Raw genomic sequence first — 20,428 nt, forward strand, 5'->3', positions numbered from 1 at the left:
GATGACTATCAAATTGAAACTGGAATTGGCTTCGGGGCAATCGCTGAAGGGAGCGCCGTTGGAGTTGTTGTCCAAAGGCGAGCCGATTGCTTGGGCGGTGGTGGATGACCATGGGTATGTGGCGTTCGATGCCAAACAGGGGGCTACTGATTTTGCGGTGCGGGTGGATCGTTCGATCCTGAGAACGGGCTGAGCCACTCACCTGATCGTTCCCACGCTCTGCGTGGGAACGATCTACAACAAATCCTTCAAGATCCCAAATGGAAGCGAGCCTGCCTTTGAACGCAAATCTCGGGACAAGTAAACACACGACACAAAACACTGACCGTTCGTCTGAACTGTAAATTCTGACAGTAGCACGACATCAACTGCGGTGACTTAATCACCTCAGGAGTTAACGAACCGGCCCCTTAGAACGCTTATAAAAGAGCGTTTATCAAAATGGTTCGACTTATTGTTGAAGGACTTTATTCATGACAGTACAAAAGAACGACTTGGCGCCCCCAAAAGTTAAAAATGTTGAAGAAGGTGTTTTGAGCGTTAGCCAAATTATTGGATCAGTCTCAATAACAGTGGAACCCATCGCAGATGCGATCGAGGGGGATAAATTAGCATTTATTGTAAAAACCTCTACAGGCGACTCCATGGTGTATTCAGTGACTATAAAACGTCCATCAGATGCATACGGATACGCAGCCGAAAAAAACTTCTTCGAAAAAGGTTTGGCAGAAGGCGCCAGTGTTGAAGTGCAATACACTGTGACAAGAGATGGGGGAGTGAGACACTCCCCTAAGGTGGAATTTAGGCTCGTACAATAAGAGACGCGGACAGTTCTGTTAATCAGATTATGCGGGTGGATCGTTCGATCCTGAGAACGGGCTGAGCCACTCACCTGATCGTTCCCACGCTCTGCGTGGGAACGATCTACAACAAATCCTTCAGCCAGAAACCTACCCCCGCTGCGCCTCAGCCTCTTCATGCGCATGGCGCAGCCGCTCTCGACTGTTCGTCAAATGCAACCGCATCGCCGCCCGCGCCGCATCTGAATCCTGGCGCACAATCGCGTCGTAAATCTCTTCGTGCTCACGGCTCAGGCGACTCATGCGCTGTTGATCGTCATGGGCTACGCGCGCGGTCCAGCGCGTAACGACCCCTGGTCGCAACTGTCAATTCTGACAGTAGCCAACATTAAAAGCATCTGATGAACTGATGTCGCGGATAAGTTATCGCAAAATTACTTTTTATATATGGAGATTCGCCATGAGCACTGTCGAACTAACAAAAGTGGAAAAACCTGTAAAATCGCCAGTATCACCAGAACTAGCCGCGCCCACTGCCCCTGAAACAGACGGAACTACCCTCTACCTAAAGAACTTCGGAGAAATCCAGCAATTTAGATTTAAGCTTGCCGTTAAATATAAAGGTCAAGCTAGCGGACAACGATGCAAATACTTTATAAAATTTCACAATGAGAGCGGTTACGAAGAATTATGGCGCGGCGGAATTGATATTAAAGACACCGAGCAGCACATCTCAAAAATCACCACGTATACACTCGAGCCCATCGTTAACAAAAGTACGGCTGAGTTTTGGTATGAGGTAGAAATTGACGGGATCAAAAAAGAATCACACCCCCTTCGTCTCATCGTGGTGCGTTAGCAAAAGCGCTACAAAAAAACTGGGTCCCACCAACCGCAACTACCCCCGCTGCGCCTCAGCCTCTTCATGCGCATGGCGCAGCCGCTCTCGACTGTTCGTCAAATGCAACCGCATCGCCGCCCGCGCCGCATCTGAATCCTGGCGGGCAATCGCCTCATAAATCTCTTCGTGTTCGCGGCTCAGGCGGCCCATGTAGTGCTGCTGGTCATCATGGGCCAGGCGCGCCGAATTCAGGCGGGTACGCGGAATGATGCTGGTGCCCAGGTGGGTCATGATGTCGGTGAAATAGCGGTTACCGGTCGACAGGGCGATTTGCAGGTGGAACTGGAAGTCGGACGCCACGGCATCACTGGCGTGGGCGGCACTTTCATTCAACGCGTCCAGCGCGGCGCGCATCAAGGCCAACTGTTCCGGGCTGCGGCGTTGTGCGGCGAGGCCGGCGGANTCCACTTCCAGGCTGATACGCAGCTCCAGAATCGCCAGNACATCACGCAAGGTCACCACCGTGGCCGGATCGATGCGGAAACCGCTCGGGCTCGGCGTGTCGAGTACGAAGGTGCCGATGCCGTGACGGGTTTCCACCTGCCCCACCGCCTGCAAGCGCGAGATGGCTTCACGCACCACGGTACGGCTGACCCCATGAGCGTCCATGATCGCCGACTCGGTAGGCAACTTATCGCCACGCTTGAGTTGGCCATCGCGGATCTGCTCGGACAGCACCGTCACCAATTCCTGTGCGAGGCTGCGGCGCTTGCGAGGGAGGCGTGGTGCGTCGATCGGGTTTTCCATGGTAAACGTCTGTCTCGAAAATTGCGGCTGAAACCGCATCATAGCTCAACGCGGTTGTACGATCACCGTCAGCGAACACTATCCCTTTGGGAGCGGACTTTTGTAGCGAGGGGCGTGCCCCCTCGCCACAAAGGCTCGCCTCCCCGGTTGTACGATCACCGTCAGCGAACACTATCCCTTTGGGAGCGGACTTTTGTAGCGAGGGGCGTGCCCCCTCGCCACAAAGGCTCGCCTCCCACAGGAGGGGCGGTGGTGTTTATGCGATCACGGCCTGGTCCACCAGATGACCATTTTCAATGCGCACATGCCGTGGGTGGAAACGCTTCAGGCTGCTGCGATGACCGACGCTGACGATGCTCAGCCCCGGCAATTCATCGATCAGCGCTTGATACAGCGAAGCCTCATCCTCTTCGTCCATCGCCGACGTCGCTTCGTCCATGTAAAGCCACTGCGGTGCGTAAAGCAGCGCGCGGGCGAAGGCCAGGCGTTGCTGCTCACCCGGCGACAGCATACGCTGCCAGTGATTGGCTTCGTCGAGCCGCGCAACGAGGTGCGGCAACCGACAAGTCTCCAGCACATGCACATAACGTTCGTGCGGATAGGTCTCGCCGGCCTGTGGATAACTCAGCGCCTCGCGCAACGTGCCAATCGGCAGGTAGGGTTTCTGCGGCAGGAACAGGTAACGCGCAGCCGGCAGGCGAATGCTGCCATGCCCCGCTGGCCACAAGTGCCCCATCGCACGCAGCAGCGTACTTTTACCACTGCCGGAACGCCCACTGAGCATCACACGCTGGCCCTCCTCCACGGTCATGTCGGCGTTGGTCAGCAAATGACGACCGTCGGCCAGATCGAGGCCCAGGTTGTGCACTTTCAATTCCGTACCCGAATTCTGCACATCGATCGCCGGCGCACGCTCTTCGTTGTCGGTCATGGCCTGGCGGAAACTCAGCAGACGATCGCAAGTGGCCCGCCACGACGCGAGGTTCTGGTACGCGCTGATAAACCAGCTGAAACTCTCCTGCACATTGCCAAACGCGGAGTTGATTTGCATCAGCTCGCCCAGTTCGATCTTGCCGGCGAAATAGCGCGGCGCCGCAACCATGAAAGGGAAGATGATTGCGATCTGTTCGTAGCCGGCGGTGAAGAAGGTCAGGCGCTTGGACACTTTCATGATGTCCCAGAAGTTGTGCCAGACTTTACTGAAGCGTGTGCTCAAGCGNTGTCTTTCATTCGGCTCGCCGTTGTACAGGGCGATGCTCTCCGCGTTTTCACGCACACGCACCATGGAGAAACGCAGGTCTGCTTCGAAGCGTTGTTGTTGGTTGCTCAGGCCAATCAAGCGACGACCGATCAGGTGAGTCAACCAGCTGCCGACACCGGCGTAGACCAGCACACACCAGAACATATANCCGGGAATGGTAAAACCAAACACTTCGATACTGCCCGACACGCCCCACAGAATNATCGAGAACGACACNAGGCTGACGACATTGCGCAGCAGCCCGAGGCCCAGGCTCAACGTGTTCGAGGTGAAGTTATTGAGGTCTTCGGAAATCCGCTGGTCCGGGTTATCGGTGTACCCACCCTGCTCCAGCTGGTAGTAGTTCTTGTCGGCGAGCCAACGTGCAAAATGCTTTTCGGTGAGCCAGGCACGCCAGCGGATGGTCAGCATCTGGGTCAGGTAGAGGCGGTAGACAGCACCCAGAATGGCCACGGCCGCAATTCCGCAGAAATACAGAATCAGCCGCCAGAACGCCGCTTCGTCTTTTTGCTGCAGCGCGTTGTAAAAATCCTTGTACCAGTGGTTGATCCACACGGAGATCGCCACGCTGAACAGCGACAAGCCAATCACCGCGCCCAGCAACAACCAGGCCTTGCCTTTCTCTTCACTGCGCCAATACGGCGTGATCATCGCCCAGGTTCGGCGAAAGAATTGCCCACGCACAGCATCGTTGACCGCGGAATACTCAGCGTTCTGATTCATGGAAAAGGCTCGATAAAGAAAAGAACACACACGAACCGATCATAGATGATCGGTTCGGGTAATCGCGAGGGCTGGCGATAATCGTTCAGCAACCGTTCAGCGGCGGACCGGACGCTTTTGCAGTTTGCGTTGCAGGGTGCGGCGGTGCATGCCCAGGGCACGGGCAGTGGCGGAGATGTTGCCCTCATGTTCGGTCAGCACACGCTGGATGTGTTCCCACTGCAAGCGGTCCACCGACATCGGGTTTTCCGGCACCAGGGTATCGAGGTCGGCGTGTTCGGACAGCAAGGCTGCCAGCACGTCGTCGGCGTCCGCCGGTTTGCACAGGTAGTTGCAGGCGCCGCGCTTGATGGCCTCGACAGCGGTGGCAATGCTGGAATAACCGGTGAGGATCACCACGCGCATTTCCGGGTCGAGTTCCAGCAGCTTGGGCAGCAGCACCAGGCCGGAGTCGCCGTCCATTTTCAGGTCGAGCGCGGCGTAGTCCGGCAAGTCAGCCTGAGCGATGGTCAGGCCTTCTTCGGCGGANCCGGCGGTGCTNACGCGAAAACCACGGCGGGCCATGGCGCGCGCCATGACGCGGGTAAAGGTGGCATCGTCATCTACCAGCAACAGGTGCGGCAGTTCTTCGCCTTCGACTTGGATCTCGTCACTCATCGATATCTCCTCGTGCGACACGGGGCAGGCGCAGCTCGGTGAGCGTGCCACCTTCCTCATGACTATAGAGCTTCACTGAGCCGCCCGCGCGGGTCACGCTGGCCTTGCTCAAAAACAGGCCCAGGCCGAAGCCTTTGCCCTTGGTGGTAAAGAACGGTTTGCCGATCTGCTCGGCAATGGCCAGCGGCACGCCCGCGCCGTGGTCACGAATGCTGATGGTCAGGTCTTCGGCATTCCAGTCCAGCGTCACCTGCAACCCTTCGGGGCACGCATCGGCGGCGTTGTTCAGCAAATTCAGCAAGGCTTGGGTCAAATCTGGCGGCGGCGCCATGCGCGGCACCGTGCCTTGGCCCAGGCGNTNGAAACGGTAACTGGCTTCGGGGCGCATCAGGTGCCAACGGTTCAGGGCTTCGTCGAGCCACTGGGTCACGTCCTGCATCTCCACGGCCAGGCGGCGATTGGCTTCAGCGGCACGCACCAGTTGCTGCAAGGTCTGTTTACATTGCTTGACCTGTTCCTGCAGCACGCTCAGGTCATCCTGCAGGGCTGGGTCGTGATGGTCCTGGACCATTTCATTGAGCAGCACGCTCATGGTCGCCAGCGGCGTACCCAATTCATGGGCGGCGCCGGCAGCCTGAGTGGCGACGGCCAGCAATTGCTGGTCGCGCAGGCCTTCTTCGCGGCGAATGGCGCGCAACTCTTCCTGGCGACGCAGTTCTTCGGCCATGCGTGCAGCGAAGAAGGTAATCACTGCAGCGGACAGGGCGAAACTCAGCCACATCCCGTAGATCTGCAGGTTTTCCCGCGCGATGGGGAAAGTTTCCAGTGGATAGAACCGCGCCAGCAACAACGTATAAAGCGCCAGCGCGATCCCGGACAGAATCACCGAATATCGCCACGGCAACGTCACGGCGGCGATGGTCAGCGGCACCAGGTAATAGGAGACAAACGGGTTGGTCGAGCCGCCGGAGAAATACAGCAACACACTGTGGATAAACAGGTCGCAGGCCAATTGCAGGGCGTATTCCAGCTCAGTCACCGGCCACGAGGTGCGCAGGCGAACCGCAGTGAACGCGCACAACAGCATCGAACAGCCGAGGGTCATCGCCAGTTGCACCCACGGCAACGGCAGCAGATCGAACCAGTAGGCCAGGCCCACGGAACCGGCCTGAGCGGCGAGTACTAAAGTGCGGATGAACGTCAGCCGCCAGAGGTTCTGGCGTGTGGCGGAAGTCAGTTTTACGGCGGCGAGCATGAGCTCTCCCGGTGAGCGCTGCAGGCGGATCGCACGGAGTATAACCAAGCACGGGGGCTGGCAGGCAAAAGTGCGGCAAACAGCCACAGTCTATCGATCTGGCATTTCCTCTGTGGCGAGGGAGCTTGCTCCCGCTCGGCTGCGCAGCAGCCGTAACTTGGCTGACTCGGTACTGAAGCGACGCGTCGACAGTTTTGGGACTGCTGCGCAGTCCAGCGGGAGCAAGCTCCCTCGCCACAGGGTTCGCCGATATCTGTATAGAAGTTGTAACTGTGCGAACCGGATCAATAAAGTTAGAGTCTGATGGTTTCACGCAGGCTCGGACCTTAACCCCTGCGCACCTCCAAGGAGTTTTCATGCACAGTTTCCGCCGCAGCGCCGCCCTTCTTGCCCTTAGCGTTGGCACGGTTGCCAGCCTCCCGGCCCTGGCCGCCGACGAGCTTCATTACAACCAGATCGCCCTGCGTGCCGAAGTCAGTCAGGAAGTGGCCCGCGACCTGATGATCGTGACCCTCTACACCGAAGAACAAAACACCGACCCGGCCAAACTCGCTGCCGACGTCAGCACCACCATGAACAAAGCGCTGGCCCAGGCCAAACAAGTCAAAGGCGTGACCCTGCGTCAGGGCAGCCGCAACAGCTACCCGATCTACGACAACAAGAACCAGAAGATCACCGGCTGGCGTGAGCGCGCTGAACTGCGCCTGGAAAGCGCCGACTTCCCGGCGCTGTCCAAGCTCACCGGCGATCTGCTGAACACCCTGAAAATGGAAAACATGGACTTCGCCATCGCCACNNCAACGCGTAAGGCCAGCGAAGATGCGTTGCTCAAAGACGCGGTTGCCGCCTTCAAGGCACGCGCCCAATTGGCCACCGACGCACTGGGCGGCAAGGGTTACAAAATCGTCAGCCTGAACCTGAACAGCAACGGTTATCCACAACCATACATGCGTGGTCCGATGATGATGAAAGCGGCCGGCATGGATGGAGCGCCGGTGACGCCTGAGGTTGAGGCAGGCACGAGCCAGGTCAGCATGACGGCGGACGGGGCAATTGAAGTGTTGATGCCTTGATTCGGTAACCCGAACACAGAAACGGCGATCACCTGAAGTGATCGCCGTTTTTTGTTGCCTGGCGGAAAGCCGGCAGGTTTGTCTGATGATTTTGTGGTGATTGATCCACCGTCATCGCGAGCAGGCTCACTCCTGCATGTGATCAGAGTCGTACATAAAATCCATGTACACACTCGCCCCCTGTGGGAGCGAGCTTGCTCGCGATGAACGATGACGCGGTCTACGCCGGATCGACGTTATCCAGTGCCCGATTCACCGCCAACTCCGCCAGCATGATGATCTGCTGAATCGCCAACACCGTATTGCGCTGCGGGCCGATCAGGTTTGCTGCGAAATCACTGGCCATGACACTCGCAGAAGCCAATGACTCGCAGGCTTGGGCCAGGAGACTTTCAGTGTCCATGTCCGGGGCAATCATGAACATAGTGCTGGGGCGGCGGAGTTTGGGGGCGTACTGGTCGGGGGAATCGAGGTAGTAGTCGAGAGCGCGTCTTATGGCTTCGCTGTCTTTGAGTAGTTCTTCATCGCGCAAGGCGTCGGCGTTTGGGTTAGTTTTATTGAAATTCGAATCGGAATTATCGTTGTCCATTTGCAGCTCCTAATCTTAATTGGAGCCATCACTTGCCGTTATGGTCGTGAGGGCCTTCGCCCTACTGATTCAGTTTTCCAATACCGGTTAGTAGGACCCGGCCAGACCGAAGTCTGCGGAATTATCGTTGTCCATTTGCAGCTCCTAATCTTAATTGGAGCCATCACTTGCCGTTATGGTCGTGAGGGCCTTCGCCCTACTGATTCAGTTTTCCACTCCTGGCCGCTGATTTAGCAGCGACAGGAACGAGATTAGAGACACCGCTTCCTACCCGGCAACCTGAAAAATGCGTGGGAAAACGCTGTGTTTTTTACACATCTTTCAACACACAAAAATGGAACGCAGAGCGTCCCGGGCTGCATTCCCACGCAGAGTGTAGGGATCGATCAATCGGGAGCAACAGAAAGAGATGGGTCGGCTGTCAGGACGCCATCGCTGGCAAGCCAGCTCCCACAAGGTTCGTATACATCTGCAAAGTNAATGATCGACTTTCAGGCTCGATCCCAACATTTGCCCACTGCACATCCGTCAGAAAACACTCACTGACAAGACGTTCAACATCTGGAAAAAACCAAAAGCGCTACCGGAAAGAGCAGAGGGTTGCACCCAGGGTATTACCCAACACGCCCACGCAAACCCCAGCAAGTCCCTAAAGCCAACGGTCCCCCACAGATGTCCATTGCCAAACAGTAACGCAACAATCTGCCCCTACAGACACAACAACCCTTTAAACAACAAACACCTACCCACCCAACTACAACTCAATCTCATTCACGCCCACATGCCTCATTCACACCCCTCATGATGGGTATAAATAAGTAACACCTCGCTCCAACCGGGTGCGAAAGTCGAGCCGATCGCCCCGTCGCGGTGCGCCAGACGCACCGAAAAAACCCTGCGCAAACGGTCAAATGCGCATGAATTTATACATATGCGACATTAAGGTACGTTCGTGCCACCGTTTAACGCCTGTGGTCGCTCAGGATCTTGCAATGGGTATGGCCCCTGCATAAGTATCCGCAGGCCGACTCACGAGGTCGCCCTCACCACCAAAAATGACAACAAATCATGAGGCCAACATGCTTAAACACGCAGTCATTCCGCTTTTAGTTAGTGCTGGCCTTATGGCCGCAGCCCCTTTCGCCCAAGCGGCGACTAACCTGGTGTTCTGCTCCGAAGGGAGCCCGGCCGGTTTTGATCCNGGCCAGTACACCACCGGAACCGACTTCGATGCCTCNGCCGAAACCATGTTCAACCGCCTGACCCAGTTCAAGCGNGGCGGCACCGCNGTGGTTCCTGGNCTGGCNACCANCTGGGACGTGTCCNANGATGGCCTGACNTACACCTTCCACCTGCGCGANGGCGTCAAGTTCCACACCACCNCGTACTTCAAGCCGACCCGTGACTTCAACGCCGACGACGTGCTGTTCACGTTCAACCGCATGATTGACAAGGACGACCCGTTCCGCAAAGCCTACCCCACCGAGTTCCCGTACTTCACGGACATGGGGATGGACACCAACATCAAGAACATCGAAAAAGTCGATGACCACACCGTCAAGTTCACCCTTGGCACCGTGGACGCGGCGTTCATCCAGAACATGGCCATGAGCTTCGCCTCGCTCCAGTCCGCCGAGTACGCNGCCCAGTTGCTNAAGGAAGGCAAGGCCNNCGACATCAACCAGAAGCCGATCGGCACTGGCCCGTTCGTGTTCAAGAGCTACCAGAAAGACTCGAACATCCGTTACACCGGCAACAAGGATTACTGGAAACCTGAAGACGTGAAGATCGACAACCTGATCTTCGCTATCACCACCGACCCGTCGGTGCGTATCCAGAAACTCAAGAAGAACGAGTGCCAGATCACTCTGTTCCCTCGTCCGGCCGACCTGAAGGCGCTGCAAGAAGACAAGACCTTGAAGGTGCCTAACCAGGCTGGTTTCAACCTGGGCTACATCGCCTACAACGTGATGGACAAGATCAAGGGCAGCGATCAGCCGAACCCGATGGCTCAATTGAAAGTGCGTCAGGCACTGGACATGGCCGTCAACAAGCAGCAGATCATCGACTCCGTCTACCAAGGCGCAGGNCAACTGGCCGTCAACGCCATGCCGCCGACCCAGTGGTCCTACGACACCACCATCAAGGACGCCCCGTACGATGTGACCAAAGCCAAGGCTTTGCTCAAGGAAGCCGGCGTCAAGGAAGGCACCGAGATCACCCTGTGGGCGATGCCGGTACAACGTCCNTACAACCCGAACGCCAAGCTGATGGCCGAAATGCTGCAGAACGACTGGAAACAGATCGGCCTGAAGGTCAACATCGTCAGCTACGAGTGGGGCGAGTACATCAAGCGCTCCAAGGGCGGCGAGAACCAGGCCATGATCATTGGCTGGAGCGGCGACAATGGTGACCCGGACAACTGGCTGAACGTGCTGTTCGGCTGCGACTCGCTGCAGGGCAACAACTTCTCCAAGTGGTGCGACAAGAAGTTCGACGGCATCGTCAAAGAAGCCAAGCGCACGACCGATCAGGGCAAGCGCACCGAACTGTACAAACAGGCGCAACACGTCCTCAAAGACGCTGTGCCAATGACACCTATCGCTCACTCGACGGTGTTCCAACCCATGCGCAACAACGTTGAAGACTTCAAGATCAGCCCGTTTGGCTTGAACTCCTTCTATGGCGTGAGCGTAAGCAANTAAGGATTTGCAACGGCGACGTTTTTAACGTCGCCGTTGCTTTATCTGCCGAGAAAGTAGGAAACAGCCTACATCCAATTCCGTCACGGATGACCGCCGTGATGTCGGATGCGTTGCCTTTTCCCACAAGTCTTTCGGACTCTACGCATTTACTGCCGGACCCACGGCTCATACCGTCGGGATCTGACCAGTGCATGCGTGGGCTCTCGGTTTTGCTGCACGCCATGGTTTGAACTCAGTGATGCCTCTACGTCCGCGGACGGGACGGCGGCTCATTGAAAACACTTAGCGAACGAGAAAAGGGAGCGTCATGCGCCATACCTTGGTTTTATCCGCATTGCTGGGCACCGGCCTGTTGGCCGCCACTTCCATCAGCCAGGCCGCCAGTAACAGCCTGGTGTTCTGCTCCGAAGGCAGCCCGGCTGGCTTCGACACTGCGCAGTACACGACATCGACGGACAACGATGCCGCCGAGCCGCTGTACAACCGATTGGCAGAGTTTGAAAAAGGCGCCACCAACGTCGTACCGGGCCTGGCAACAAGCTGGGATATTTCCGAGGACGGCCTCAAGTACACCTTTCACCTACGCGAAGGGGTGAAATTTCATACGACCAAGTACTTCACGCCGACCCGTGATTTCAACGCCGATGACGTGCTGTTCACGTTCAATCGCATGCTCGATCCGCAGCAACCTTTNCGTAAGGCCTACCCAACCGAGTTTCCGTACTTCAACGGGATGAGCCTGAACAAGAACATTGCCAAGGTCGAGAAGACCGGGCCGCTGACCGTGGTCATGACGCTCAACAGCGTCGACGCCGCGTTCATCCAGAACATCGCCATGAGCTTCGCCGCCATTCTGTCTGCCGAATACGCCGACAAACTGCTGGCCGACGGCAAGCCGAGCGACATCAACCAGAAGCCAATCGGCACTGGCCCGTTCGCGTTCAAGAGTTACCAGAAAGACTCCAACATCCGCTACACCGGCAACAAGCAGTACTGGGACCCGAGCCGGGTCAAGCTGGATCAATTGATCTTCGCCATCAACACTGACGCGTCGGTGCGCGTGCAGAAGCTCAAGGCCAACGAGTGCCAGATCACCCTGAGCCCACGTCCCGCCGATGTCCCCGCATTGAAGAACGACGCGGCACTCAAGCTCATCGAGAAGCCTGGTTTCAACCTGGGTTACATCGCCTACAACGTGCGCCACAAACCCTTCGACCAGCTCGAAGTGCGGCAGGCGCTGGACATGGCGGTGAACAAGCAANGCATNCTNAACGCCGTCTACCAAGGCGCCGGTCAACTGGCCGTCAACGCCATGCCGCCGACGCAATGGTCCTACGACGACACCATCAAGGACGCCGCCTACAACCCGGAAAAAGCCAAGCAACTGCTCAAGGCCGCCGGCGTTAAAGAAGGCACTGAAATCACCTTGTGGGCGATGCCCGTTCAGCGCCCTTACAACCCGAACGCCAAGTTGATGGCCGAAATGCTCCAGGCTGACTGGGCAAAAATCGGCCTCAAAGTGAAGATCGTCAGCTACGAATGGGGCGAATACATCAAGCGCACCAAGAATGGCGAGCACGACGTCAGCCTGATTGGCTGGACCGGTGACAACGGNGACCCGGACAACTGGCTCGGCACGCTTTACAGCTGCGACGCCATTGGTGGCAACAACTACTCCATGTGGTGCGATCCGGCTTACGACAAGTTNATCAAGCAGGCCAAGGTCGTCACCGACCGCGAACAGCGCACCGTGCTTTACAAACAGGCGCAGCACTACCTCAAGCAACAAGTGCCGATCACGCCTATCGCCCATTCGACGGTTAACCAGCCGTTGAGCGCCAAAATCGAAGGATTCAAAGTGAGTCCATTCGGTCGTAACGTGTTCTCGGGCGTCAGTATCGACCAATAACCGATTAGCCAGAACGCTGGGGGCGCATTGCGCCCTCACGCAAGCGTGTTGCCTGAATTCGCCAATCCGGCCTACAGCAAACGTTTGCGAAGCCTTGTATGAGTTCTAAACCAAATAGCCGGATCACCAAAAAAGACCGGCATTAAAAAGAGAACCAAAGGAGCTTCACCCATGAAACTGAGTAGCAAAGCGCTTCTGGCCCTGGCCATCAGCAGCGTAACCGCCACGGCTTACGCAGAAACCCAAAGCCAGGCGTTTACGCCGGTTACCGTCAAAGAGAAAAGCGCCCAAAGCGAAGCCACCGGTTTTGTTGAAGGCCAATCGGTCACCGGTTCCACGCGTAACTGGTATGCGAACGAGTCGTTCAAGCGGGGCGCGACGCTCAACTATCTTAAAAACGGTGAGACTCGCACGACTGACCGTCGCATCAACTGGGTGCAAGGCACGATCATCAAGTACAACTCGGGCTTCACCGAGGGTACTGTCGGTTTCAGCACTGAAGTAGCGGCTTACAACGCCATTGCTCTGGACCGGGATCGCAAAGACCTCGCGTCCGGTAACGGTGGTGCTCCTGAGCCAGGTCGCAGCGGCCGTGGCAACAACCGTACTTTGACTGAGAATGGCGGTGACGCCGTTGATCAGTGGAGCAAACTGGGCCTGGCCAACGTCAAGGCACGTTTCTCCAACACCACGCTGACGGCCGGTCGCCAAAACTTCAGCAGCCCGCAAGTGGATGTCATCGGTAACCGTCCGCTGCCTTCGAGCTTCGAAGGTGTGACCCTGCACAGTGAAGAGCTGGAAAACCTGTCCTTCGACCTCGGCACCTTCGACCGTAACTCGCCGCGTACCGAACAGAGCCAGCGCAAGTTCCGTTCCGAATACGGCGACGGTACCGCTGAAGCGGATCACGTCAACACCGCCGGTATCACTTACACCCCGTTCGCCAGCCTGACCACCAGCCTGTGGGGCACCCAGGCCGAAGACCTGTGGAACCAGTACTACTTCGGCGCCAGCCACGTTCTGGGTGACAGCTCGGTACTGAGNCTGACCACCGGCCTGAACTACTACAAAACCGTCGATACCGGCAAAAAGCTGATGGGTAAAATCGACAACGATACCTACTCGCTGTCGCTGGGCCTGACTCACCAAGCCCACAGCCTGACCTTCTCATACCAGGAAGTGAACGGTAACGAGTACTTCGACTACCTGCACGAAACCAACGGCATCTACCTGGCCAACTCCCTGACGTCCGACTTTAACGGCCCGAACGAGAAATCCTTCCAGGTTGCCTACGGTATCAACATGGCCGAATACGGCGTGCCAGGCTTGAAGTTCAATATCTACCAGGCTCGCGGCTGGGGCATCGACGGTACTCACTACGCTGGTGGCGGTTACGACGGCGTCCAGTCGATGGACGGCGAAAATCACTATGAATACGGCATCGGTACTTCGTACGCCGTGCAGAGCGGCCCGCTCAAGGCCACCACTGTTCGCGCGACCTACACCGCTCACCGCGCCAGCGAAAACCAGGCCGATGGCAGCCTCAACGAGTTCCGTCTCGTGACCACCATCCCGTTCAACGTCCTGTAATGCACCTGCCGAACGGCTGATTCAATGATGAATCGGCCGTTCGGCTTTTGTCCTTTAACTGATTGCAGAGGGTTCTTGATGAAAATGCTTCCCCTACGTGCGGCCATTGCAGCCGCGTTGCTGAGTGTNGCGATCGGCGTTTCGGCCAAACCGCTGGTGGTCTGCACCGAAGCCAGCCCGGAAGGTTTTGACCCGGTCCTGTACACCACCGCCGTGACGGCTGACGCCGCCGCCGAAACCATGTTCAATCGCCTGGNGGACTTCAAGCCCGGCACCACCGAAGTGATCCCCGCGCTGGCCAACTCCTNGGAAATCAGCGCCGATGGCCTGACCTACACGTTCCACCTGCGTGACGACATCAAGTTCCACACCACCGACTACTTCAAACCCACGCGCAACATGAATGCCGACGATGTGGTCTGGAGCTTCCAGCGTCAGCTGGACCCGAATCACCCTTGGCACAACAAGTCCAACGTGGGCTACCCGTACTTTGAAAGCATGGGCTTCAAGGAACTGCTCAAGAGCGTAACGAAAGTTGACGACAACACCGTCAAATTCACCCTGACCCGCCGCGAAGCGCCGTTCCTGGCGGACGTCGCCATGGCCTTCTCCTCGATCNACTCCGCCGAATACGCCGACCAGTTGCTCAAGTCCAACAAGACCGANGACCTGAACAACAAACCGGTCGGCACCGGGCCGTTCATCTTCACCCGCTACGCCAAAGACGCCCAGGTGCGCTTCAAGGCCAACCCGGATTACTTCCGTGGCAAGCCGCCGGCGGACCCGCTGATCCTGGCGATCACCACCGACAACAATGTGCGCCTGCAAAAGCTCAAGGCCAACGAATGCCAGATCGCGCTGTATCCGAAACCGGATGACATCCCGAGCATCAAGAAAGACACCAACCTGAAGGTTGATGAGATGAACGCGATGACCGTTTCCTACATCGCCATGAACACCTCGCACAAATACATGAGCGATGTGCGCGTGCGTAAAGCCATCGACATCGCGTTCGACAAGGCGGCCTATGTCAACGCCCTGTTCGGCAAGGGCAATGCGACCGTGGCGGTCAACCCGTATCCACCGACCCTGCTGGGTTTCAGCGACAAACTGAAAAACCCGCCGCGTGACCTGGACAAGGCCCGCGCCCTGCTCAAGGAAGCCGGCGTACCGGAAGGCACCGAGTTCACCTTGTTCACCCGTAACGGCGGTGGCCCGACCAACCCGAACCCGATGCTCGGCGCGCAGATGATGCAGGCTGACCTGGCCCAGGTCGGGATCAAGGTCGACATTCGCGTCATGGAGTGGGGCGAAATGCTCAAACGCGCCAAAAACGGCGAGCACGACATGGTTTCCGCCGGATGGGCGGGTGACAACGGCGACCCGGACAATTTCCTGACGCCTAATCTGAGTTGCGAAGCTGCCAAGAACGGCGAAAACTACGCGCGCTGGTGCAATGAGAAATTCCAGACCCTGATTGACCAGGCACGGGCTAAAGTGAACCCGGCGGAACGTGCAGCGCTCTACGAGCAAGCCCAGGAGGTTTTCAATCAGGACCAGCCATGGATCAACATGGCGCACACCCGTATGTTCACCGCAATGCGCAACAACGTAGAGGGCTATCACATTAGCCCCCTCACCACTAATAACTTCGCCACCACCCAGGTGAAGTAGATAAGAAAACTCCCGGTGTCCCTGACTCCAGGGACACCAGGCACGCCTAACCGGCTGATGAGGTACACCAGAAGATGTTTAGTTTTATTGCCCGCCGATTGGGGTTACTGATCCCCACATTCTTCGGCATCACCTTGCTGACTTTCGCGTTGATTCGCATGATTCCTGGCGACCCCGTGGAAGTGATGATGGGCGAACGACGNGTCGACCCCGAGATGCACGCACAGGCAATGGAACGCCTTGGTCTTAACAAGCCGCTGTACGCGCAATACCTGGACTATGTTGGCAAGTTGGCCCACGGCGACCTTGGCGAATCGCTGCGCACGCGCACCAGCGTGTGGAGCGAGTTCAGCTCTCTCTTCCCGGCGACCCTGGAACTGTCCATGGCCGCCCTGTTGTTCGCCGGTATCCTGGGCCTGTTGGCCGGGGTGATCGCGGCCTTGAAACGAGGATCCCTGTTCGACCATGGGGTGATGGGCATCTCCCTCGCGGGATATTCGATGCCGATCTTCTGGTGGGGCCTGATCCTGATCATGTTCTTCTCGGTANGCCTGGGCTGGACCCCGGTTTCCGGGCGTATCGACCTGCTCTACGACATCGAGCCGCGCACCGGCTTCATGCTGATCGACACCCTGCTGGCTGACGANNCGGACGCATTCTTCGACGCCCTGCACCACCTGATCCTGCCGGCCATCGTGCTCGGCACCATCCCGCTGGCGGTGATTGCGCGGATGACCCGTTCGTCGATGCTCGAAGTATTGCGTGAAGACTACATCCGTACCGCCAAGGCCAAAGGCCTGTCGCCGGCGCGCGTGGTATTCGTACACGGCCTGCGTAATGCGCTGATCCCGGTACTCACCGTGGTGGGCCTGCAAGTCGGCACCCTGCTGGCCGGTGCGGTCCTCACCGAAACCATCTTCTCGTGGCCTGGCATCGGCAAATGGCTGATCGAAGCCATTGGCGCACGGGACTATCCCGTGGTGCAGAACGGCATCCTGTTAATCGCCTGCCTGGTGATCCTGGTGAACTTCGTGGTGGATATCCTCTACGGCTTCGCCAACCCACGCATCCGTCACCAGCGCTGAGATCATGACCATGACCACACCTNCTNCAACNTCAANTCAAGNGNNANCAGTCGATCAAAGCCTGCTGTATCCGTCCCCGTACAAAGAATTCTGGCAAGCCTTCTCCAAGAACAAAGGCGCCGTTGCCGGCCTGCTGTTCATGTTGCTGATCGTGTTTTGCGCGCTCTTCGCCCCTTGGGTTGCGCCGCATAACCCGAGCGAGCAATACCGTGACTTCCTGCTGACCCCGCCGTCCTGGCTGGAGGGCGGGCAGATGCAATTCCTGCTGGGTACCGACGAACTGGGCCGTGACCTGCTCTCGCGCCTGATTCAGGGCTCGCGCCTCTCATTGCTGATCGGCTTGTCGTCGGTGGTGATGTCGCTGATCCCGGGCATCCTGCTGGGTCTGTTCGCCGGGTTCTTCCCGCGCATGCTTGGCCCAACCATCATGCGTTTGATGGACATCATGCTGGCCCTGCCGTCGCTGCTGCTGGCCGTGGCCATTGTCGCGATCCTCGGCCCTGGCCTGATCAACACCGTGATTGCGATTGCCATCGTGTCCTTGCCGTCCTATGTCCGTCTGACCCGCGCTGCGGTGATGGGCGAACTGAACCGCGACTACGTGACGGCCGCCCGCCTCGCCGGCGCCGGCCTGCCACGCCTGATGTTCATCACCGTGCTGCCCAACTGCATGGCACCGNTGATCGTACAGGCCACCTTGAGCTTCTCTTCGGCGATTCTCGATGCTGCGGCCCTGGGCTTCCTTGGCCTTGGCGTACAACCGCCAACCCCGGAGTGGGGCACCATGCTGGCTTCGGCCCGTGACTACATCGAACGCGCCTGGTGGGTAGTGAGCTTGCCTGGCTTGACCATTTTGCTCAGCGTGCTGGCAATCAACTTGATGGGCGACGGNCTGCGCGATGCGCTGGACCCGAAACTCAAGAACGCCGCCTGAGGAGATTCCCATGTCACTGTTAGAAATCAAGAATCTCAACGTGCGCTTCGGCGACAAGACCGCCGTACCGGTGGTCGATGGCCTCGACATTTCCGTCGACAAAGGCGAAGTGCTGGCGATCGTTGGCGAGTCGGGTTCGGGTAAATCCGTGACCATGATGGCGCTGATGGGCCTGATCGAGCACCCCGGCATCGTCACCGCCGATGCCCTGAACTTCGACGGCAAGGACATGCTCAAGCTGAGCAACCGCCAGCGCCGCCAGATCGTCGGCAAAGACCTGGCAATGGTGTTCCAGGACCCGATGACCGCGCTGAACCCCAGCTACACCGTCGGTTTCCAGATTGAAGAAGTGCTGCGCCTGCACCTGAAAATGTCCGGCAAGCAAGCGCGCGCACGCGCCATCGAACTGTTGGAAAAGGTCGAAATCCCAGGCGCTGCCAGCCGTATGGACGCCTACCCGCACCAACTGTCCGGCGGTATGAGCCAGCGTGTTGCAATCGCCATGGCGATTGCCGGTGAGCCGAAACTGCTGATTGCTGACGAACCGACCACCGCGTTGGACGTGACCATCCAGGCGCAGATCATGGAGCTGCTGCTGGCCCTGCAGAAAGAGCAGAACATGGGCCTGGTGCTGATCACTCACGACTTGGCCGTCGTGGCCGAAACCGCCCAGCGCGTGTGCGTGATGTACGCAGGCCAGGCCGTTGAAGTCGGTCAGGTGCCGCAGTTGTTCGACATTCCGGCGCATCCGTACAGCGAAGCGCTGCTCAAGGCGATCCCCGAGCACAGCCTTGGCGCCACGCGCCTGGCCACGTTGCCGGGCATCGTTCCCGGTCGCTATGACCGTCCGCAGGGTTGCCTGCTGTCGCCGCGCTGCCCGTATGTGCAAGAAAGCTGCCGCGCACAACGTCCAGGCCTTGACCCGAAAAGCAACAGCCTTGCGCGCTGCTTCTACCCCTTGAACCAGGAGGTGGCGTAATGGCCGTCGTTCTTACCGCCCGCGACCTCACCCGTCACTACGAAGTGTCCCGTGGCCTGTTCAAGGGCCACGCCCTGGTGCGCGCGCTTAATGGCGTGTCGTTCGAGCTGGAAGCTGGCAAGACCCTCGCGGTCGTTGGCGAATCCGGTTGCGGCAAATCCACCCTGGCCCGNGCCCTGACACTGATCGAAGAGCCGTCCTCCGGTTCCTTGAAAATCGCCGGCCAGGAAGTTGCCGGTGCCGACAAGGCTCAGCGCAAGCAGTTNCGCAAAGACGTGCAGATGGTGTTCCAGAGCCCGTATGCCTCGTTGAACCCACGCCAGAAAGTCGGTGATCAACTCGGCGAGCCGCTGTTGATCAACACCAACCTGANCGCGGCCGAACGCCGCGAGAAAGTCCAGGCAATGATGAAGCAAGTGGGACTGCGCCCTGAGCATTATCAGCGCTACCCGCACATGTTCTCCGGCGGCCAGCGCCAGCGGATCGCATTGGCCCGCGCCATGATGCTGCAACCTAAAGTGCTGGTGGCGGATGAGCCGACGTCGGCACTCGACGTGTCGATCCAGGCCCAGGTGCTCAACCTGTTCATGGATTTGCAGCAGGAATTCAACACCGCCTATGTGTTCATCTCCCACAACCTGGCGGTGGTGCAACACGTTGCCGATGACGTGATGGTGATGTACCTCGGCCGCCCGGTGGAAGTGGGCCCCAAGGACGACATCTACGCCCGTCCCCTGCACCCGTACACCCAGGCGTTGCTGTCGGCTACCCCGACCATCCACCCGGACCCGAACAAGCCGAAAATCAAGATCGTCGGCGAACTGCCTAACCCACTGAACCCGCCGCCGGGTTGCGCCTTCCACAAGCGCTGCCCGTATGCGACCGCGCGGTGCAGCAGCGAGGAACCGCANCTGCGCCTGCTCGACAGCCGTCAGGTGGCTTGCCACTACGCCGAGCAATTCCTCGACGGCGCCGCGTAACAAACTGTGGGAGCGAGCCTGCTCGCGATAGCGTTTTCTCAGTCGACTCAGATGTTGACTGGAATATCGCCTCGCGAGCAGGCTCGCTCCCACACGGATTTGCGAGCTGTTCACTAACCTCTTCTGCCCCGGCTGCGCATCAGTCTGGGAAGAAGGGGTTTTCTTTTGCCTGCGATTTACGTCTGGCTGTCGCCCTCATCATCGTCAGTGTCTGGCTCTTCAGTGGTCGAATCATCGTCGTCCGCACTGCCGCCCTGCCCCTGATCACCAGGCTCTGATTCGGATTTGGCAATCATCAACTCGCCCTGACCACCCTGCCCACTCGACGCTTGCGTATCGTGATCCTCGCACTCGGCCCAGACCGCCGAACTGCCGAGGGACAACATCACCACCACCTTCAACAGCAACACAATGCGTTGAAAAATGCTCATGGCTGATTCCATCCTTATCGCAGGTGAAACGTGGTGGCCCGACGGCACTGGTAGACATCCGGTCCCGATGGGGCGGGTTGGGTTCTCCAGATAGGACTCTAACGATGCGCGGGAAATGCCGTGGGTGGGGAGAAC

The 20,428-nt window shown here is 58.1% G+C and carries 18 protein-coding genes and 1 pseudogene; 12 read left to right on the forward strand and 7 right to left on the reverse strand.

Going from position 1 to position 20,428, the window contains the following annotated elements:
• Position 1: 1 nt before the first annotated feature.
• The gene (locus B7L09_RS12780) at positions 2 to 193 is read left to right on the forward strand and encodes a hypothetical protein (RefSeq protein WP_094469128.1); all 192 of its coding nucleotides are present in this window, start codon (positions 2 to 4) and stop codon (positions 191 to 193) included.
• A 280-nt stretch (positions 194 to 473) separates the two neighbouring features.
• Positions 474 to 818 carry a hypothetical protein gene (locus tag B7L09_RS12785; protein ID WP_010463390.1) on the forward strand — a complete coding sequence of 115 codons (345 nt, stop codon included), beginning with the start codon at positions 474 to 476 and terminating at the stop codon, positions 816 to 818.
• 132 nt (positions 819 to 950) lie between these two features.
• On the opposite strand, the pseudogene B7L09_RS12790 reads toward B7L09_RS12785, so the two are convergent.
• Positions 951 to 1,136, reverse strand: a pseudogene (locus B7L09_RS12790) (FCD domain-containing protein); the annotation flags it as partial.
• A 124-nt stretch (positions 1,137 to 1,260) separates the two neighbouring features.
• On the opposite strand from B7L09_RS12790, the gene B7L09_RS12795 reads away from it, so the two are divergent.
• Positions 1,261 to 1,659 carry a hypothetical protein gene (locus B7L09_RS12795; RefSeq protein WP_010463394.1) on the forward strand — a complete coding sequence of 133 codons (399 nt, stop codon included), beginning with the start codon at positions 1,261 to 1,263 and terminating at the stop codon, positions 1,657 to 1,659.
• Positions 1,660 to 1,698: 39 nt separating this feature from the next.
• Here the strand turns inward: B7L09_RS12795 and B7L09_RS12800 are convergent, their stop codons facing one another.
• The 4 genes from B7L09_RS12800 to B7L09_RS12815 all read right to left on the reverse strand — a co-directional run bounded on the left by B7L09_RS12800 (position 1,699) and on the right by B7L09_RS12815 (position 6,344).
• Positions 1,699 to 2,448, reverse strand: a complete 750-nt coding sequence (locus B7L09_RS12800; protein ID WP_176457697.1) for a FadR/GntR family transcriptional regulator — start codon at positions 2,446 to 2,448, stop codon at positions 1,699 to 1,701.
• Positions 2,449 to 2,704: 256 nt separating this feature from the next.
• On the reverse strand, positions 2,705 to 4,432 hold the full coding sequence (locus tag B7L09_RS12805; RefSeq protein WP_094469130.1) for an ABC transporter ATP-binding protein/permease: 1,728 nt from the start codon (positions 4,430 to 4,432) through the stop codon (positions 2,705 to 2,707).
• Positions 4,433 to 4,528: 96 nt separating this feature from the next.
• Entirely contained in the window at positions 4,529 to 5,089 is a 561-nt protein-coding gene (locus tag B7L09_RS12810) for a response regulator transcription factor (RefSeq protein ID WP_007942792.1), read from the reverse strand.
• Complete coding sequence (locus tag B7L09_RS12815; RefSeq protein ID WP_094469131.1) at positions 5,082 to 6,344, reverse strand: ATP-binding protein; 1,263 nt, start codon at positions 6,342 to 6,344, stop codon at positions 5,082 to 5,084. Before B7L09_RS12815 ends, B7L09_RS12810 begins: the two co-directional genes overlap by 8 nt.
• Positions 6,345 to 6,700: 356 nt before the next feature.
• Between B7L09_RS12815 and B7L09_RS12820 the strand changes: the two genes are divergently transcribed.
• Positions 6,701 to 7,417: an SIMPL domain-containing protein gene (locus tag B7L09_RS12820; RefSeq protein ID WP_094469132.1), complete on the forward strand. Its 717-nt coding sequence runs from the start codon at positions 6,701 to 6,703 to the stop codon at positions 7,415 to 7,417.
• Positions 7,418 to 7,637: 220 nt separating this feature from the next.
• Here B7L09_RS12820 and B7L09_RS12825 read toward each other — a convergent pair whose 3' ends face one another.
• Positions 7,638 to 8,006 (reverse strand): DUF6124 family protein, encoded by a 369-nt coding sequence (locus B7L09_RS12825; protein ID WP_094469133.1) that lies wholly within the window; start codon positions 8,004 to 8,006, stop codon positions 7,638 to 7,640.
• A gap of 1,079 nt (positions 8,007 to 9,085) precedes the next feature.
• Between B7L09_RS12825 and B7L09_RS12830 the strand changes: the two genes are divergently transcribed.
• The 8 genes from B7L09_RS12830 to B7L09_RS12865 all read left to right on the forward strand — a co-directional run bounded on the left by B7L09_RS12830 (position 9,086) and on the right by B7L09_RS12865 (position 19,862).
• On the forward strand, positions 9,086 to 10,711 hold the full coding sequence (locus B7L09_RS12830; RefSeq protein ID WP_094469134.1) for an ABC transporter substrate-binding protein: 1,626 nt from the start codon (positions 9,086 to 9,088) through the stop codon (positions 10,709 to 10,711).
• A gap of 307 nt (positions 10,712 to 11,018) precedes the next feature.
• Positions 11,019 to 12,620 (forward strand): ABC transporter substrate-binding protein, encoded by a 1,602-nt coding sequence (locus B7L09_RS12835; protein ID WP_094469135.1) that lies wholly within the window; start codon positions 11,019 to 11,021, stop codon positions 12,618 to 12,620.
• A 171-nt stretch (positions 12,621 to 12,791) separates the two neighbouring features.
• Positions 12,792 to 14,210 carry an OprD family porin gene (locus B7L09_RS12840; RefSeq protein WP_094469136.1) on the forward strand — a complete coding sequence of 473 codons (1,419 nt, stop codon included), beginning with the start codon at positions 12,792 to 12,794 and terminating at the stop codon, positions 14,208 to 14,210.
• 78 nt (positions 14,211 to 14,288) lie between these two features.
• Entirely contained in the window at positions 14,289 to 15,884 is a 1,596-nt protein-coding gene (locus B7L09_RS12845) for an ABC transporter substrate-binding protein (RefSeq protein WP_094469137.1), read from the forward strand.
• A 74-nt stretch (positions 15,885 to 15,958) separates the two neighbouring features.
• A complete protein-coding gene (locus tag B7L09_RS12850; RefSeq protein ID WP_094469138.1) occupies positions 15,959 to 16,969 on the forward strand; it encodes an ABC transporter permease subunit in 1,011 nt (336 codons plus the stop codon).
• Between the two features lie 4 nt (positions 16,970 to 16,973).
• On the forward strand, positions 16,974 to 17,903 hold the full coding sequence (locus B7L09_RS12855) for an ABC transporter permease subunit (RefSeq protein WP_438269322.1): 930 nt from the start codon (positions 16,974 to 16,976) through the stop codon (positions 17,901 to 17,903).
• 10 nt (positions 17,904 to 17,913) lie between these two features.
• The gene (locus B7L09_RS12860; protein ID WP_094469140.1) at positions 17,914 to 18,882 is read left to right on the forward strand and encodes an ABC transporter ATP-binding protein; all 969 of its coding nucleotides are present in this window, start codon (positions 17,914 to 17,916) and stop codon (positions 18,880 to 18,882) included.
• On the forward strand, positions 18,882 to 19,862 hold the full coding sequence (locus B7L09_RS12865; RefSeq protein ID WP_094469141.1) for a peptide ABC transporter ATP-binding protein: 981 nt from the start codon (positions 18,882 to 18,884) through the stop codon (positions 19,860 to 19,862). Before B7L09_RS12860 ends, B7L09_RS12865 begins: the two co-directional genes overlap by 1 nt.
• A gap of 176 nt (positions 19,863 to 20,038) precedes the next feature.
• Here B7L09_RS12865 and B7L09_RS12870 read toward each other — a convergent pair whose 3' ends face one another.
• A complete protein-coding gene (locus tag B7L09_RS12870; protein ID WP_094469142.1) occupies positions 20,039 to 20,293 on the reverse strand; it encodes a hypothetical protein in 255 nt (84 codons plus the stop codon).
• Positions 20,294 to 20,428: the final 135 nt, after the last annotated feature.

Origin of the sequence: Pseudomonas mandelii (genome assembly GCF_002251635.1) — a bacterium.
GTDB lineage: Bacteria > Pseudomonadota > Gammaproteobacteria > Pseudomonadales > Pseudomonadaceae > Aquipseudomonas > Aquipseudomonas mandelii_B.

Excerpts from the sequence above, each read along its gene's own strand:
- B7L09_RS12780 (WP_094469128.1), top strand. The coding sequence starts at position 2 with ATGACTATCAAATTGAAACTGGAATTGGCTTCGGGGCAATCGCTGAAG.
- B7L09_RS12785 (WP_010463390.1), top strand. The coding sequence starts at position 474 with ATGACAGTACAAAAGAACGACTTGGCGCCCCCAAAAGTTAAAAATGTT.
- B7L09_RS12795 (WP_010463394.1), top strand. The coding sequence starts at position 1,261 with ATGAGCACTGTCGAACTAACAAAAGTGGAAAAACCTGTAAAATCGCCA.
- B7L09_RS12825 (WP_094469133.1), bottom strand. The coding sequence starts at position 8,006 with ATGGACAACGATAATTCCGATTCGAATTTCAATAAAACTAACCCAAAC.
- B7L09_RS12860 (WP_094469140.1), top strand. The coding sequence starts at position 17,914 with ATGTCACTGTTAGAAATCAAGAATCTCAACGTGCGCTTCGGCGACAAG.
- B7L09_RS12870 (WP_094469142.1), bottom strand. The coding sequence starts at position 20,293 with ATGAGCATTTTTCAACGCATTGTGTTGCTGTTGAAGGTGGTGGTGATG.